We start from the raw sequence: 14,411 nt of genomic DNA on the forward strand, positions 1-14,411 counted from the left end.
TGCCAAGGCCGTTCAGGCCGACCTGCTGAATTTCAGCCCACTCGCGAATCATGGGTGGGCTGAAGCCCACCCTAAGAAAGGCGTGCGGCCTTGGAACCGCGGGCTTCCGCCGACTTGTGGAGGGAGACCACCCCCAGCAGTAACACCCTTACGGCTTCAACCGATACCCCGTCCGCAGCATCCAGGTCGCAACCCCCACGAACACCGCGAGAAACAGTAGCGACATGCCCAGGCTGATGCCGACCGCCACATCGGCATGGCCGTAGAAGCTCCAGCGGAAGCCGCTCACCAGGTACACCACCGGGTTGAACAGCGTGATCGTCCGCCACAGCGGCGGCAGCATGTCGATGGAGTAAAAGCTGCCGCCGAGGAAGGTGAGCGGGGTGATGATCAGCAGCGGCACCAATTGCAGCTTTTCGAAGTTGTCGGCCCAGATGCCAAGGATGAAGCCGAGCAGGCTGAAGCTGACCGCGGTGAGCAGCAGGAAGCCGATCATCCACAGCGGGTGCTCGATGCGCAGCGGCACGAAGAAGGTTGCGGTGGCGAGGATGATCACGCTCAGCAGGATGGACTTCGTTGCCGCCGCGCCGACGTAGCTCAGCACGATCTCGAAGTGCGACACCGGCGCCGACAGCAGTTCGTAGATGGTGCGCGAGAACTTCGGGAAGAAGATGCCGAACGACGCGTTCGACACGCTCTGCGTCAGCAGGTTGAGCATGATCAGCCCGGGCACGAGGAAGGCGCCGTAGCTGACGCCGCCCACCTCCGGGATGCGCGCGCCGATGGCCGAGCCGAATACGACGAAGTACAGCGAAGTGGTGATCACCGGCGCCAGCACGCTCTGCAGGAGCGTGCGCCGGGTGCGCGCCATCTCGAAAAGATAGATCGCGCGGACCGCGTGCCAGTTCATCGTGCCCCCTCCCCGCCCGGCTCGCGCTCGCTCACCAGGCTCACGAAGATGTCCTCCAGCGAACGCTGACTCGTGTGCAGGTCGGCAAAGGCGATGCCGGCCGCCGCCAGTTCCCGCAGCAGGTCGACGAGCGCGCTGTCCTCGCCCTCGGCCTCGTAGCGGTACACCAGTTCCTTGCCGCCCTGGGCCAGCGTCAGTCCGTAATTCGACAGCGCTGGCGGGATCTGCGCCAGCGGTGCGGCGAGCTGCAGCGTGAGCCGCTTGCCGCCCAGCTTGCGCATCAGCGTGGCCTTGTCCTCGACCAGGATCAGCTCGCCGCGGGTGATCACGCCGATGCGGTCGGCCATCTCCTCGGCCTCCTCGATGTAGTGCGTGGTCAGGATCACGGTGACGCCCTTGTCGCGCAGGCGGCGCACGAGCAGCCACATGTCGCGCCGCAACTCCACATCGACGCCGGCTGTCGGCTCATCGAGGAAGAGGATCTGCGGCTCGTGCGACAGCGCCTTGGCGATCAGCACCCGCCGCTTCATGCCGCCCGAAAGGGTCAGCAGCTTGTTGTCCTTCTTGTTCCACAGCGACAGATCCTGCAGCAGTCGCTCCAGGTAGGCGGGGTTGGGCGGCTTGCCGAACAGGCCGCGGGAAAAGCTCACCGTGTTCCACACCGTCTCGAAGGCGTCGGTGGTGAGCTCCTGCGGCACCAGGCCGATCATCGCGCGCGCCGCGCGGTAGTCGCGGACGATGTCGTGGCCGCCCACCGTCACCCGCCCGACGCTGGGGTTGACCAGGCCGCAGACGATGCTGATCAGCGTCGTCTTGCCCGCCCCGTTGGGACCGAGCAGCGCGAAGATTTCGCCCTGGCGGATGTCGAGGTCGACGCCCTTCAGCGCGTCGAAGCCCGAGGCGTAGGTCTTGGACAGACCCGAAATGGAAATGACAGGATGCATGGGGCGAAGATAGCAGATCGGCGGGAAGCGTCATTCGGGACGCGACGACTTTGTCCGAATCAGATCACGGCACCCACCCATGGCTGCCGGCGACGGCGCCGAGCACGGTCACCAGGCTGACCGTCAGCAGGAAAGCGTGCAGCCGCTCGATGCGGCGGAAGGTGCGCTCGGGGTCGCGGCGGGCAGACTCGCGGAACCAGCGGTGCAGGACGAGCGGTTCGGCAATGAAGAGCATGACGGTGAACAGGACCCACACCGCCACCATCGCATGCATCCACCAGAACGCCGGGCTGAGGAAGCGTTCCCACAGGTTCCACGCCTGCGCCATGTAGAAACCGGTCGCCCCCACCAGCAACGTGGTGCCGCGCGCCTGCCAGGCGAAGCGCCCCTCGATCGCCTCGAAGAAATCCACCCGCTCGCCAGGCTCCTTCAGGCGGCGTACCGCAGGCAGCAGGACGGTAGTGACGAAGGCGACGCCGCCGATCCACAGCACGACGCCGAGAACGTGCAGTGCACGGGCGAGAATCTGGTGTTCCATGATTGGCGAACGGGATGATCGAAAGCGCCCAGCTTAGCCCGTCGCGAGCCCACCCGACTTTGCGAGCATCAAGGCGCCGGGCCAATCGCACGCCGTTTGACCGCAACCTTTCGGCGTCGGTAGCGCGTGTGCCCTACCGCCAGACGGGGCTCGGCACACTCGCGCGACTGCCCGCGCTCACTCGCTCAGCCCGTATTTGCGCACCTTGTCGTGCAGCGTGGTCTTGGCGATCGACAAGGCTTCCGCGGTGCGCGCCAGGCTGCCGTGGCGACGCAGCGCGTCAGCGATCAGCGCACGCTCGAAGGCCTCGACCGTCTCGGCCAACGGGCATGCCCGGTCGCCGACGGGCTGGCCGAAGGGCGGCGAGCCCGATTCGATGCCGAGCACGCAGCGGTCGGCGACGTTCCTGAGTTCGCGCACGTTGCCCGGCCATGCATAGCCCACGAGTTGCTGGACGCGGCCCGGGGTGGTCGCCGGCACCGGGCGCTCGTGGCGGGCCGCGGCCTGCAGCAGGAAGTGCTCGAACAGCAGCGGAATGTCCTCGCGCCGCTCGCGCAGCGGCGGCAGCGGCACGGTGGCGACCGACAGGCGGTAGTAGAGGTCGGCGCGGAAACGCCCCTGCGCCGACAGGGCCAGCAGATCTTCCTTGGTGGCGGCGATGATGCGGCAATCGACCGGAATCGAAGTGTTGGAACCCAGCCGCTCCAGCGTGCGCTCCTGCAGCACCCGCAGCAGCTTGATCTGCATCGGCACCGGCATGGTCTCGATCTCGTCGAGGAACAGCGTGCCGCCGTTGGCATGCTCGATCTTGCCGATGCGGCGCTTGCCGGCACCGGTGTAGGCGCCCGCCTCGTGGCCGAAGATCTCGCTGTCGAACAGCGTCTCGGGCAGGCCGCCGCAGTTGATGGCGACGAAGTTGCCCTTGCGCCGTGGGCTGGCGTCGTGCAGGCAGCGCGCCACCAGCTCCTTGCCGGTGCCGGTTTCGCCGTGGATCAGCACGTCGGCGGCGCTGCCGGCGAGGTTGGCGATCAGCGCGCGCACGCCGACCATGCCGGGCGAGTTGCCGATGAGCCGCGCCTCGAGCAGGTCGCGCTGGTCGAGCTGGCGTCGCAGCGCGCGCACCTCGAGCACCAGCCGACGCTTGTCCAGCGCGCGGCGGGTGACGTCCACGAGCTGTTCGGGCGCGAACGGCTTCTGCAGGAAGTCGTAGGCGCCGTCCTTCATCGCCTGCACCGCCATGGAGATGTCGCCGTGGCCGGTGATCAGCACCACCGGCAGTTCGGGGTCGAGCGCATGCAGCTCGCGCGCGAGGCTCATGCCGTCCTGCCCCGGCAGGCGGACGTCGCTGACGACGATGCCGGCGAAATCCGGCCCGAGCCGCCGCCGGGCCTGCTCCGCACTGCTGACGCACTCGGCGGCGAAGCCTTCGAGCTGCAGCGCCTGCTCGCAGCCCAGCGCCACGTCGGGGTCGTCTTCGATGAGGAGGATCCGGAGTTCTTCAGTCATGGGCTTGGGGCGAGCGGTAGCTCGAGCGTGAAGACGGCGCCGCCGTCCGGGTGATTGGTGCCGTGCAGGCTGCCGCCGAAGTCGCGGACGATGCCGGCGGAAATGACCAGCCCCAGGCCGAGCCCCTCGCCCGCCGGCTTGGTGGTGAAGAACGGCTCGAACAGACGTGCGCGAGCATCCTCGCTGAGCCCCGGACCATGGTCGCGGACGTGCAGGCGGACCATGCCGTCGGCGCACTCCCAGCGCAGCTCGATGCGCGGCTGCGCCAGATCCGCCATCGCATCGAGCGCGTTGCCGATCAGATTGACCAGCACCTGCTCCAGCCGGTTCGCATCGCACAGCGCTACGGGTTCGTCGGCCGGGCAGGTGCGCTCGATCACTGCGCCGCTGCGCCCGATGCGCGCCTCGAGCAGGCTCAGCGCGTTGTCCACCGCCTGGCACAGCCGCACCGATTCCGACTGCCCGCTGGAGCGACGCGCGAAGTTGCGCAACTGGCCGGTGATGCGCCCCATACGGTCGGCCAGCTCGGCGATGCGCTCGAGGTTGCCGCGTGCGGTGGCGGTGTCGCCGCGTTCCAGGAAGCGCCCGGCATTGGCCGACAGCGTGCGCAGGGCCGCCAACGGCTGGTTGAGTTCGTGCGCGATGCCGGTCGACAACTGGCCGATCACAGCCAGCTTGCCGGCCTGCACCAGCTCGTCCTGCGCTGCACGCAGCGTGCGTTCGGCGCGGATGCGCTCGGCGACCTCGTCCTGCAGTTGCTGGTTGGCGGCCGACAGGTCGAGCGTGCGCTCTTCCACCTTGCGCTCCAGCTCGTCGTGCGCCTTTTGCAGCGCCTCGCGCGCCGCCAGGCGATGGCGCAGGTGGCGGCGGCGCTCGGCGACGATGACGCCGAGCATGCACAGGCAGGCGGCGGCGATGGCCGCCAGCGCCGCGCGGCTCTGCGCGAGGCTGTCGACCTGCTCGAGCTGCGACAGCACGGTGAGCGTCCACGGCGTGCCGGGCAAGGGCCGCGACTGCGCGAGAAAGCGCCCGCTGACCGGATAGACGGACACGGTGGCCGGACCGTCGGCGGCGATCCGCACCAGGCGCGCGCCGTGGCCGAAATCCTCGATGTCGCGCAGACCCAGCGGCTGCAGCGCACGGTGGTTGTATTGCTGGGTGTGGTCGAAGGCCGCCCGCGTCTTGTCGTCGAGCGCGCGCAAGGTGGTGAACTTCCAGCCGGCGACGGCCGACAGGATGACCACGCCGTTCTCGTCGGCCACCAGCACCGGCGCCTCGACGGTGGACCAGGATTTCTCGAGCTGTTCGAGGCTGACCTTCACCACCGCCACGCCGAGGACTTCCTGGTCGCCCGCCAGGGTCGCCGCGAGGTAGTAGCCCGGATCGCCGCGCGTGGTGCCGATGCCGAAGAAGCGGCCGTTGCCGACCGCCATCGCATCACGGAAATACGGCCGAAAGGAGAGGTCCTCACCGACGAAGCTGTCGGGCCGCCGCCAGTTGCTCGCTGCCGCGACCCTGCCCTGCGTATCCATGACGTAGATCGACAAGGTGCCGGCGCGCTCGTTGAGGCGCTCGAGGTAGGTATTGACGCGCGCCACCGCCTCCGCGTCGTCGGGCCGGGCGAGCAGGTCAAGCACGCCCTGCTCCAGGCTCAGCGTGCCGGGCAGGAAGGCGTACTTGCCGATCTCGCGCTCGAGGCTTGCCGCATAAAGGTCGAGCCGATGCAGGCCGGTGGCCTGAAGTTCGGCGACGCCCAGGCGCTGCGCCACGCGATAGGAGGCAAGGCCGCTCAGCCCGACCAGGGCAGCACACAGCAGCAACAGGGCCAGGGTGCGTGAGCGGGGCATGAGGCGCGTTTCGGGTGGCGACGTCGTTGGTCGATGGTAGCAGCCGCGTCAGCCGGCGAGGTCGGCAAGCTGCTTGACGATGAGCACGATCACCACGCCGAGGAAGGCCTTGCGGATGAAGCCGGCGCCATGCTTGAGCGCCAGGTGGGTGCCGAGATAGGAGCCGGCCAGGTTGCACACCGCCATCACCAGCCCGATCTGCCACAGGATGGGCCCATGGCTGGCGAAGAAGACGATCGCCGACAGGTTGGTGGCGAAGTTGATCACCTTGGCGCTGGCCGAGCCCTGCACGAAGTCCATGCCGAACAGCCGGATGAAGCCGAAGATCAGGAAGCTGCCGGTGCCGGGACCGAAGAAGCCGTCGTAGAGACCGATCACGCCGCCAAAGAGCGCGGCCTTCCAGCGGTCGCCGTCGGTCACCGCGCGCGTGACGCGGTGGCCGAAGTCCTTCTTCATGAAGGTGTAGATCGCCACCGCGATCATCAGCACCACCACCAGCGGCCGCATGGTCTCGCGCGGCAGCCAGGCCACCAGCGCGGCACCGCCCCAGGCGCCGAGCAGCGCGGCCGCGGTGGCCGGCAGCACGATCGTCCATGGAATGCGCACGCTGCGCGCATAGCGCCACAGCGCCGCACCGGTGCCGGCGATGCTGGACACCTTGTTGGTGCCGAACAGCGTCGGGATGGCGGTTTGCGGAAACTGCGACAGCAGCACCGGGATCTGGATCAGGCCACCGCCGCCCACCACGGCATCGACCATGCCGGCGAAGAAGGCTGCGGGCGCAAGGATGTACCAGTCGATCATCTTTCGGTCTTGATTCGGTCAACGGGACGGCCCGGTGCCAGGCACCGGGCCGCAAGGGGGTTCCGACTCACGAGCAGGCCGGAACCGGATCGGATCAGCGTCAGGCCGCCTGGGGCATGAGCTCCCCGGGAGCGGGCATGGCGTCTTCGGTCTCGGCGAGCGCGGGATCCACCGGCTCGATCGCGCCCTCCCACTTTGCCACGACCGCGGTGGCGATCGCATTGCCCATCACATTGGTCGCGGTGCGGCCCATGTCGAGGAAGTGGTCGATGCCCAGCACCAGCAGCACGCCGGCTTCCGGCAGGCCGAACATCGGCAGCACCGCAGCGACCACCACCAGCGACGAACGTGGCACGCCGGCAATACCCTTGCTCGACACCATCAGCACCAGCAGCATGGTGATCTGGCTCGTCAGCGACATCTCGATGCCGTAGGCCTGGGCCACGAACAGCGCCGCGAACGAGGTATAGATCATCGAGCCGTCGAGGTTGAAGGAGTAACCCAGCGGCAACACGAACCCGGTGACGCGGTTGCTGATGCCGAACTTCTCGAGCTGCTCCATCAGCTTCGGGTAAGCCGATTCGCTGCTCGCGGTCGAGAAGCCGATCAGCATCGGATTGCGCACCAGCTTGATCAGGCTGAACACCTTCCGCCCCAGCACCAGGTAACCGGCCAGGATCAGCACCGTCCACAACACGGCCAGCGCCAGGTAGAAGCTCAGCATGAACTTGCCGAACACCGCCAGCATGCCCACGCCCTGCGTGGTGATGGCGCCGGCCACCGCCGCGAACACGCCCACCGGCGCAAAACGCATCACGTAGTCGGTGACCTTGAGCATCACATGCACGATGTCATCCATCGTGCCCACCAGCGAACGTGCCGTCTGGTTGTGCAGGTGGCCCAGCGCGAGGCCGAAGAACACCGAAAAGACGAGGATCTGCAGGATGGAATTGCTCGCCATCGACTCGACGATGCTCTTCGGGAAGACGTGGGTGACGAACTCCTTCAGGTTAAGCGCGCTGGTCTTCAGGTTGGTCGCGGTGCCCACCTCCGGCAGGGCCACCCCGAGCGCGCTGCCCGGATGCAGCAGGTTCGCGGCGATGAGGCCGATCGTCAGCGACACCAGCGAGGCGCCGATGAACCACCCCAGCGCGCGGCCGCCGATACGGCCCATCGTCTTCGAATCGCCCATGTTCGCCAGGCCCGCGACCAGGGTCGCGAATACCAGCGGCGCGATGACCATCTTGATCATGCGCAGAAAGATGTCGGTGAGCATGCCGAAGTAGCCGGCGATCTCCTTCGCCACCTCCGGACTCGCCATCGTGTTGCAGGCATAGCCGACGACGACGCCCAGCGCCATCGCGACCAGGATCCAGCTCGTCAAACGGTTCATCTTCATATCGTGTTCCTCTCGATCTCGTCCGTCGTCGGATGGCATCAGGCCTTGGCGGGAATCATCTGCGGGCGCGTCAGCACCTCGGGGCGCAGCACGTCGGCGAGCTGGTCGGCGCTCATCAGGCCCCGATCGAGCACGATCTCGGCAACACCGCGGCCGCTGCGGAAGGCTTCGGCGGCAACTTCGGTGGCGTTGGCGTAGCCGATGTAGGGGTTCAGCGCGGTGACGATGCCGATCGAGCGCTCGACCGACGCGCGCAGCAGGTCGCGGTTGGCAGTGATGCCGCTGACGCAGTGGTCGGCGAGCACGCGGCAGCCGTTGGACAGGTGCAGCACGCTCTTGAACAGGCTGTGGGCGATGATGGGCTCGAAGGCGTTCAACTGCAGTTGCCCGGCTTCGGCGGCGAAGGTCACGGTGAGGTCGTTGCCGATGATCTCGAAGGCGATCTGGTTCACCACCTCGGGGATCACCGGATTCACCTTGCCCGGCATGATGGACGAGCCGGCCTGACGCGCCGGCAGGTTGATCTCGCCCAGGCCGGCGCGCGGCCCTGAAGACAACAGGCGCAGGTCGTTGCACACCTTGGAGAGCTTCACCGCGACGCGCTTGAGCACACCCGACAACTGCACGAAGGAGCCGCAGTCCTGCGTGGCCTCGATCAGGTTCGGCGAAGTGACGACCGGCACGCCGCTGACCTCGGCGAGGCGGCGGCAAACCAGCGGCGCGTATTCCGGGTGCGCGTTGATGCCGGTGCCGATCGCGGTGGCGCCGAGGTTGATCTCGCGGATCAGCAGTGCCGCTTCCTTCAGGCGCTCCTCGTCCTCGCCCAGCATCACCGCGTAGGTCGAGAACTCCTGGCCGAGCGTCATCGGCACCGCGTCCTGCAATTGCGTGCGGCCCATCTTCAGCACGTCGGCGAACTCGTCCGCCTTGCGCTCGAAGGCCTTGCGCAGATAGGCCATCGCATCGACCAGGCGGAAGATGCCGACATAGGTCGCCAGCTTCAACGCCGTCGGATAGACGTCGTTGGTCGACTGGCTCATGTTCACATGCTCGTTGGGGTGCAGGTGCGAATATTCGCCGCGCGCGTGGCCCATCAGCTCGAGCGCGCGGTTGGCGATGACTTCGTTGGCGTTCATGTTGGTGGACGTGCCCGCTCCGCCCTGGATCACGTCGACGACGAACTGGTCGTGCCACCGTCCATCGATCACCTCGCGGCAGGCGGCGACGATGGCGTCGCAACGGCGCGCATCGAGCAGCCCGAGCTGGCGGTTGGCTTCCGCGGCGGCCTTCTTGATCTGCGCCAGGGCGCGGATCAGGTCGGGATAGGCGGCGATGGTGATGCCGGTGATGGGGAAGTTCTCGCAGGCGCGCAGCGTATGCACGCCGTAGTAAGCCGCAGCCGGCACCTCGCGGTCGCCAAGCAGGTCGTGTTCGATGCGAACGGGCAGTGAATCCATGTCTGTCTCCTTTGGTTTGAGGCTCGCCGCGAGTCGGGAAGAGCTACTACTGCATTGCACGCCGCGTGCCAGCCGGAGACGATTTCAAGTCACTGTTTTATCATAAGAAAAAATTTTCGGATGAGCGCGTTCGACGAGAACCCGAACAGGCCGCCCTGCCGGCCGTCCGGATTTCCGAACGGCCGGCAGGGTCGATGAGTGACGTCACGCCTCCCCGCGAGCCGCTGCAGGGTGTGGAAGGGACTCAATCCAGCATCGTGCCAACTGCCGCCGATGAGCCGACGCTCACGCGGGACCGGGAATCAGGGCCGTCGGCGGATCAGGCTCGACCGGTGCTCTCGCCACGCGTCACGCCGCCGGCGATCAGGTGGGCGACGCGCAGCGGCTCGGGAATCCGGCTGTGGCGGATCAGGGGCGTCAGCAGGCAGGACGCTTCGGCCAGGGACAGGCCGGCGCGTTGCACGAACAGCGGGCCGATGGCCTCGATCGGACCGGCGGCCTCGATCAGCCGCCATTTGCGCGCGCCGCCGCGCACGTGTCCGAGCAGCGCGCGGCGTACCGCATCGAGATCGGGCGGCTGGCGCAGTACGACCAGCACCGGCATGCCGAGCGCCGCATGCAGCGCCGGCAGGTCGACGACGTTGAAGCCGGCGAAGGTGATGCCCTGCAGCAAGACCGCATGGAGCTGGGGAAAGAAGCGCGAGCGGCGCACGAGCTCGACGATCACCCGGGTCGCATTGGCACCGTCGCGCCGCAGCTTGCCCGACAGCACGCCGTCCAGACGGTCGCCGGAAAACACCGCCCCCACCACCATCACGTCGCCGCGGTGGCTACGCTCGAAGGGGGCGTCGTCGAAGGCGACGACGTGATGGATATGGCGTGGCATGTCGGCCCTAACCCGCTTCCGCGGTTGTCTGGAGTCGGCGTGCCGGGAGCATACGACGGTACGTCTGCGGCGGCTCGTATCCCTTGCGGCGGCATCTGACACCGTGTCGCTCACCGAGCGGTTGGCGATCGACGACGAAGCGCTGGCCGACCTCCTGCTCGACAACCTGCGGCAGGGATCAACGCTGCCGGAATCCTGCCTGAAGCTCGGCGAATTGCCGCTGCGATTCGATGGGGGCGATCTGCATGTTGAAGAGCTTCTGTGCCTTGCTGAGCGTGGCCCGGCTATCCGGCACACCAACGCTGCGCAGCGCCGTACCACCATCGGGATCGTCGACCAGGGAAGTCTGTTTCATGATGCCAAAAAGAGAATCATCCGGCGAACTGCGACGTCACTCCCACTCGATTGTCGCCGGCGGCTTGCCGCTGATGTCGTACACCACTCGGTTGATGCCGCGCACTTCGTTGATGATGCGGTTGCTCACCTTGCCGAGCAGGCTGTGCGGCAGTTCGGCCCAGTGCGCGGTCATGAAATCCTGCGTCTCGACCGCGCGCAGCGCCACCACGTATTCGTAGGTGCGGCCGTCGCCCATCACGCCCACGCTCTTCACCGGCAGGAACACGGCGAAGGCCTGGCTGGTCTTGTCGTACCAGTCGGCGGCGCGCAGCTCGTCGATGAAGATCGCGTCGGCACGGCGCAGCAGGTCGGCGTATTCCTGCTTCACCTCGCCGAGGATGCGCACGCCCAGGCCGGGCCCCGGGAAGGGGTGGCGATACACCATGTCATGCGGCAGGCCGAGCGCCACGCCCAGCTCGCGCACCTCGTCCTTGAACAGGTCGCGCAGCGGCTCGAGCAGCTTCAGGCCCAGCGTCTCGGGCAGGCCGCCGACGTTGTGGTGGCTCTTGATGGTGTGCGCCTTTTTGCTCTTGGCGCCGCCGGATTCGATCACGTCGGGGTAGATGGTGCCCTGCGCCAGCCACTTCGCGTTCGGCAGCTTCTTGGCCTCGGCCTGGAACACCTCGACGAATTCGCGGCCGATGATCTTGCGCTTCTGCTCGGGGTCGGTGACGCCCTTCAGGTGGCCCATGAACTGCCCGGTGGCGTCGACATGAACGACCTTGGCATGCAGGCGGCCAGCGAACATCTCCATCACCAGCTTGCCTTCGTTGAGGCGCAGCAGGCCGTGGTCGACGAACACGCAGGTGAGCTGGTCACCGATCGCACGATGGATCAGCGCCGCCGCCACCGAGGAATCGACGCCGCCGGACAGGCCGAGGATGACCTCCTCGTCGCCGACCTGCTCGCGGATCTTCTGCACCGCCTCGGCGATGTAGTCGGGCATGTTCCAGTCGTAGCCGCAACCACAGATGTCGTGCACGAAGCGGGCGATGATCTCCTTGCCCTTGAGCGTGTGCGTGACCTCGGGATGGAACTGCACGCCGTAGAAGCCGCGCGCCTCGTCGGCCATCGCCGCGATCGGCGTGGATTCGTTGCTGCCGATGACCTTGAAGCCCGGCGGCAGCTCGGTGACCTTGTCGCCGTGGCTCATCCATACGTCGAGCAGGCCGTGGCCCTCCGCATTGCTACGGTCCTCGATGCCCTCGAACAGCTTCGAGTGACCGCGCGCGCGCATCTCGGCATAGCCGAACTCGCGCTTGGCCGAGCTTTCCACCTTGCCGCCCAACTGGCTGGCCATGGTCTGCATGCCGTAGCAGATACCCAGCACCGGCACGCCGAGTTCGAACACCGCCTGCGGTGCGCGCCAGTCCTCGGCCTCATACACCGAGTTCGGACCGCCCGACAGGATGATGCCCTGGGCGCCGAAGCCGCGCACGAACTCGTCCGACACGTCGAACGGGTGCAGTTCGCAATAGACCTGCTGCTCGCGCACGCGGCGCGCGATGAGCTGCGAGACCTGGGAACCGAAGTCGAGGATGAGGATTTTCTGGTGAGCCATGGCGCGAACGTCTCTAGCGTCAAAAAAAGGAAAGGCGGCCTTGCAGCCGCCTGGTGTCTTGCCGGCAAGCGCGATCAACCGATCTGGTAGTTGGGCGCTTCCTTGGTGATCTGTACGTCATGGACATGCGACTCGCGCATGCCCGCCGAGCTGATCTGCACGAACTCGGCGCGCTGATGCACCGACGGAATGTCGGCGCAGCCGAGGTAACCCATCGACGCGCGCAGGCCGCCCACCAGTTGGTGGATCACCGCGGCAACCGGCCCCTTGTACGGCACGCGGCCCTCGATGCCCTCCGGCACCAGCTTGTCGATGTTGCTGGTGTTCTCTTCCTGGAAGTAGCGATCGGCCGCACCCTTCTCCATCGCGCCGAGCGACCCCATGCCACGGTAGGCCTTGTAAGTGCGGCCCTGGAACAGCACCGTCTCGCCAGGCGCCTCCTCGGTGCCGGCGAAAAGGCCGCCCAGCATGACGACGTGGGCACCGGCGGCAATCGCCTTGGAAATGTCGCCGGAGAAACGGATGCCGCCGTCGGCAATCATCGGCACGCCAGTGCCTGCCAGCGCGTTGGCGACGTTGTCGATGGCGGAGATCTGCGGCACGCCCACGCCAGCGACGATGCGGGTGGTGCAGATCGAGCCCGGGCCGATCCCGACCTTGACCCCGTCCGCGCCGGCATCGACCAGCGCACGCGCTGCCGCGGCGGTGGCGATGTTGCCGCCGACCACCTCGATCTGCGGGAAGTTCTTCTTGACCCAGTTGACGCGGTCGAGCACGCCCTGCGAATGCCCGTGCGCGGTATCGACCACGATCATGTCAACCCCGGCATCGGCCAGGCGCTCGACACGCTCCTCGGTGCCGGCACCGACGCCGATCGCTGCGGCCACGCGCAGGCGGCCCTGCTCGTCCTTGGCGGCAAAGGGATGCTCGGTGGACTTCATCATGTCCTTCACGGTGATGAGGCCGGAGAGCTCGCCCTTGTCGTTGAGCACCAGGACGCGCTCGAGGCGGTGCACCCGCAGCAGCTCGCGCGCCTCTTCGAGGCTGGCGCCCTCGCGCACCGTCACCAGACGATCCTGCGGCGTCATGATCTCGGACACCAGCGCATCGAGCTTGGTCTCGAAGCGCGTGTCGCGGTTGGTGACGATACCCACCACCTTGCTGCCCTCGACCACCGGTACGCCGGAGAAGCGGTGCTGGCGCTGCAGCGCGATGACCTGGCCGACAGTCATGGTCGGCGGGATGGTGATGGGATCCTTCAGCACGCCCGATTCGTGGCGCTTGACCTTGTGCACCTCGGCGGCCTGCTCGGCAGGCGTGAGGTTCTTGTGCACGACGCCGATGCCGCCTTCCTGCGCAAGGGCAATGGCAAGGCGGCTTTCGGTGACGGTGTCCATGGCGGCGGACAGGAGCGGGATGTTCAGGCGGATGCGGCGGGTGACCTGGCTCTGCAGGCTCACATCGCGCGGGAGGACCGTGGAGTGGGCGGGAACGAGAAGGACGTCATCGAACGTCAGCGCCTTCTGAATCACTCGCATGGCTTCTTTCCTTTCGACCAAATCCGTATTATACAGACGCGTCCCGCCCCGTGCACGCGCCGTTACCCGGAGTTGATCGATGATACGCAGCGCCGCCGCGCTCCTCGCCCTTGTCACCGCGCTGCCTGCAGCGGCGCAGATTTACAGTTGGAAGGACAAGGACGGGCGCACGGTGTATTCGGACGTGCCGCCATCCACCGGCGAGGTGAAGGTGCTGCGCCCCGGGCGCGTGGCGCCTCCTGCCGGCCCGGCCAACGTTGATGCGGCGCCCGGCACCAGCACCGCGACCGACGCCACCAAGCCCAAGTCCACTGCCGAGCGCGATCTGGAGTTTCGCCAGCGCCGCGCTGCGGAAGCCGAAAGCCAGGCCAAGGCCGACAAGGAAGCCGCCGCGGCCGCGGAGCGCGAGCGCTTCTGCGCGCAAGCGCGCAATCAGCTCAATGCCCTGAAATCCGGCGTGCGCATCGCACGGCCCAACGCAGCCGGCGAGCGCGAATTCCTCGATGACGCCGCGCGCGCCGAGGAAACCAGCCGCCTGCAGCAGCAGATCGACCAGAACTGCCAGTAGAAGCGAAGATCAGGGCGCCGTCATGGCCCGGGCGACCGGCAAAGCCGCCGACGGCCG

At 67.2% G+C, this 14,411-nt stretch carries 13 protein-coding genes; 1 reads left to right on the forward strand and 12 read right to left on the reverse strand.

The window, feature by feature from the left end; all coding sequences use genetic code 11:
• Nucleotides 1–148: 148 nt before the first annotated feature.
• The 12 genes from GH664_RS13285 to guaB all read right to left on the reverse strand — a co-directional run bounded on the left by GH664_RS13285 (nucleotide 149) and on the right by guaB (nucleotide 13,786).
• The gene (locus tag GH664_RS13285; RefSeq protein WP_153168554.1) at nucleotides 149–910 is read right to left on the reverse strand and encodes an ABC transporter permease; all 762 of its coding nucleotides are present in this window, start codon (nucleotides 908–910) and stop codon (nucleotides 149–151) included.
• The gene (locus GH664_RS13290) at nucleotides 907–1,854 is read right to left on the reverse strand and encodes an ABC transporter ATP-binding protein (RefSeq protein WP_153168555.1); all 948 of its coding nucleotides are present in this window, start codon (nucleotides 1,852–1,854) and stop codon (nucleotides 907–909) included. The genes GH664_RS13285 and GH664_RS13290 overlap by 4 nt, the downstream gene beginning before the upstream one ends.
• 64 nt (nucleotides 1,855–1,918) lie before the next feature.
• Entirely contained in the window at nucleotides 1,919–2,392 is a 474-nt protein-coding gene (locus GH664_RS13295) for a hypothetical protein (RefSeq protein ID WP_153168556.1), read from the reverse strand.
• Nucleotides 2,393–2,569: 177 nt separating this feature from the next.
• On the reverse strand, nucleotides 2,570–3,898 hold the full coding sequence (locus GH664_RS13300; protein ID WP_153168557.1) for a sigma-54 dependent transcriptional regulator: 1,329 nt from the start codon (nucleotides 3,896–3,898) through the stop codon (nucleotides 2,570–2,572).
• Entirely contained in the window at nucleotides 3,895–5,745 is a 1,851-nt protein-coding gene (locus tag GH664_RS13305) for an ATP-binding protein (RefSeq protein ID WP_153168558.1), read from the reverse strand. The genes GH664_RS13300 and GH664_RS13305 overlap by 4 nt, the downstream gene beginning before the upstream one ends.
• A gap of 48 nt (nucleotides 5,746–5,793) precedes the next feature.
• A complete protein-coding gene (locus GH664_RS13310) occupies nucleotides 5,794–6,549 on the reverse strand; it encodes a sulfite exporter TauE/SafE family protein (protein WP_153168559.1) in 756 nt (251 codons plus the stop codon).
• 100 nt (nucleotides 6,550–6,649) lie between these two features.
• Nucleotides 6,650–7,948, reverse strand: coding sequence for a dicarboxylate/amino acid:cation symporter (locus GH664_RS13315; protein ID WP_153168560.1), 1,299 nt, complete (start codon nucleotides 7,946–7,948; stop codon nucleotides 6,650–6,652).
• Between the two features lie 38 nt (nucleotides 7,949–7,986).
• Complete coding sequence (gene aspA, locus GH664_RS13320) at nucleotides 7,987–9,405, reverse strand: aspartate ammonia-lyase (RefSeq protein WP_153168561.1); 1,419 nt, start codon at nucleotides 9,403–9,405, stop codon at nucleotides 7,987–7,989.
• A 319-nt stretch (nucleotides 9,406–9,724) separates the two neighbouring features.
• Entirely contained in the window at nucleotides 9,725–10,291 is a 567-nt protein-coding gene (locus GH664_RS13325; RefSeq protein ID WP_153168562.1) for a DUF99 family protein, read from the reverse strand.
• 178 nt (nucleotides 10,292–10,469) lie between these two features.
• Nucleotides 10,470–10,646, reverse strand: coding sequence for a hypothetical protein (locus tag GH664_RS13330; protein ID WP_153168563.1), 177 nt, complete (start codon nucleotides 10,644–10,646; stop codon nucleotides 10,470–10,472).
• Nucleotides 10,647–10,682: 36 nt separating this feature from the next.
• The gene (gene guaA, locus GH664_RS13335) at nucleotides 10,683–12,248 is read right to left on the reverse strand and encodes a glutamine-hydrolyzing GMP synthase (protein WP_153168564.1); all 1,566 of its coding nucleotides are present in this window, start codon (nucleotides 12,246–12,248) and stop codon (nucleotides 10,683–10,685) included.
• A 74-nt stretch (nucleotides 12,249–12,322) separates the two neighbouring features.
• On the reverse strand, nucleotides 12,323–13,786 hold the full coding sequence (gene guaB / locus GH664_RS13340) for an IMP dehydrogenase (RefSeq protein ID WP_153168565.1): 1,464 nt from the start codon (nucleotides 13,784–13,786) through the stop codon (nucleotides 12,323–12,325).
• Between the two features lie 79 nt (nucleotides 13,787–13,865).
• On the opposite strand from guaB, the gene GH664_RS13345 reads away from it, so the two are divergent.
• A complete protein-coding gene (locus GH664_RS13345) occupies nucleotides 13,866–14,354 on the forward strand; it encodes a DUF4124 domain-containing protein (RefSeq protein ID WP_153168566.1) in 489 nt (162 codons plus the stop codon).
• Nucleotides 14,355–14,411: the final 57 nt, after the last annotated feature.

The sequence above is a fragment of the Thauera sp. 2A1 genome (assembly GCF_009469595.2).
In the GTDB taxonomy this organism is placed as follows: domain Bacteria; phylum Pseudomonadota; class Gammaproteobacteria; order Burkholderiales; family Rhodocyclaceae; genus Thauera.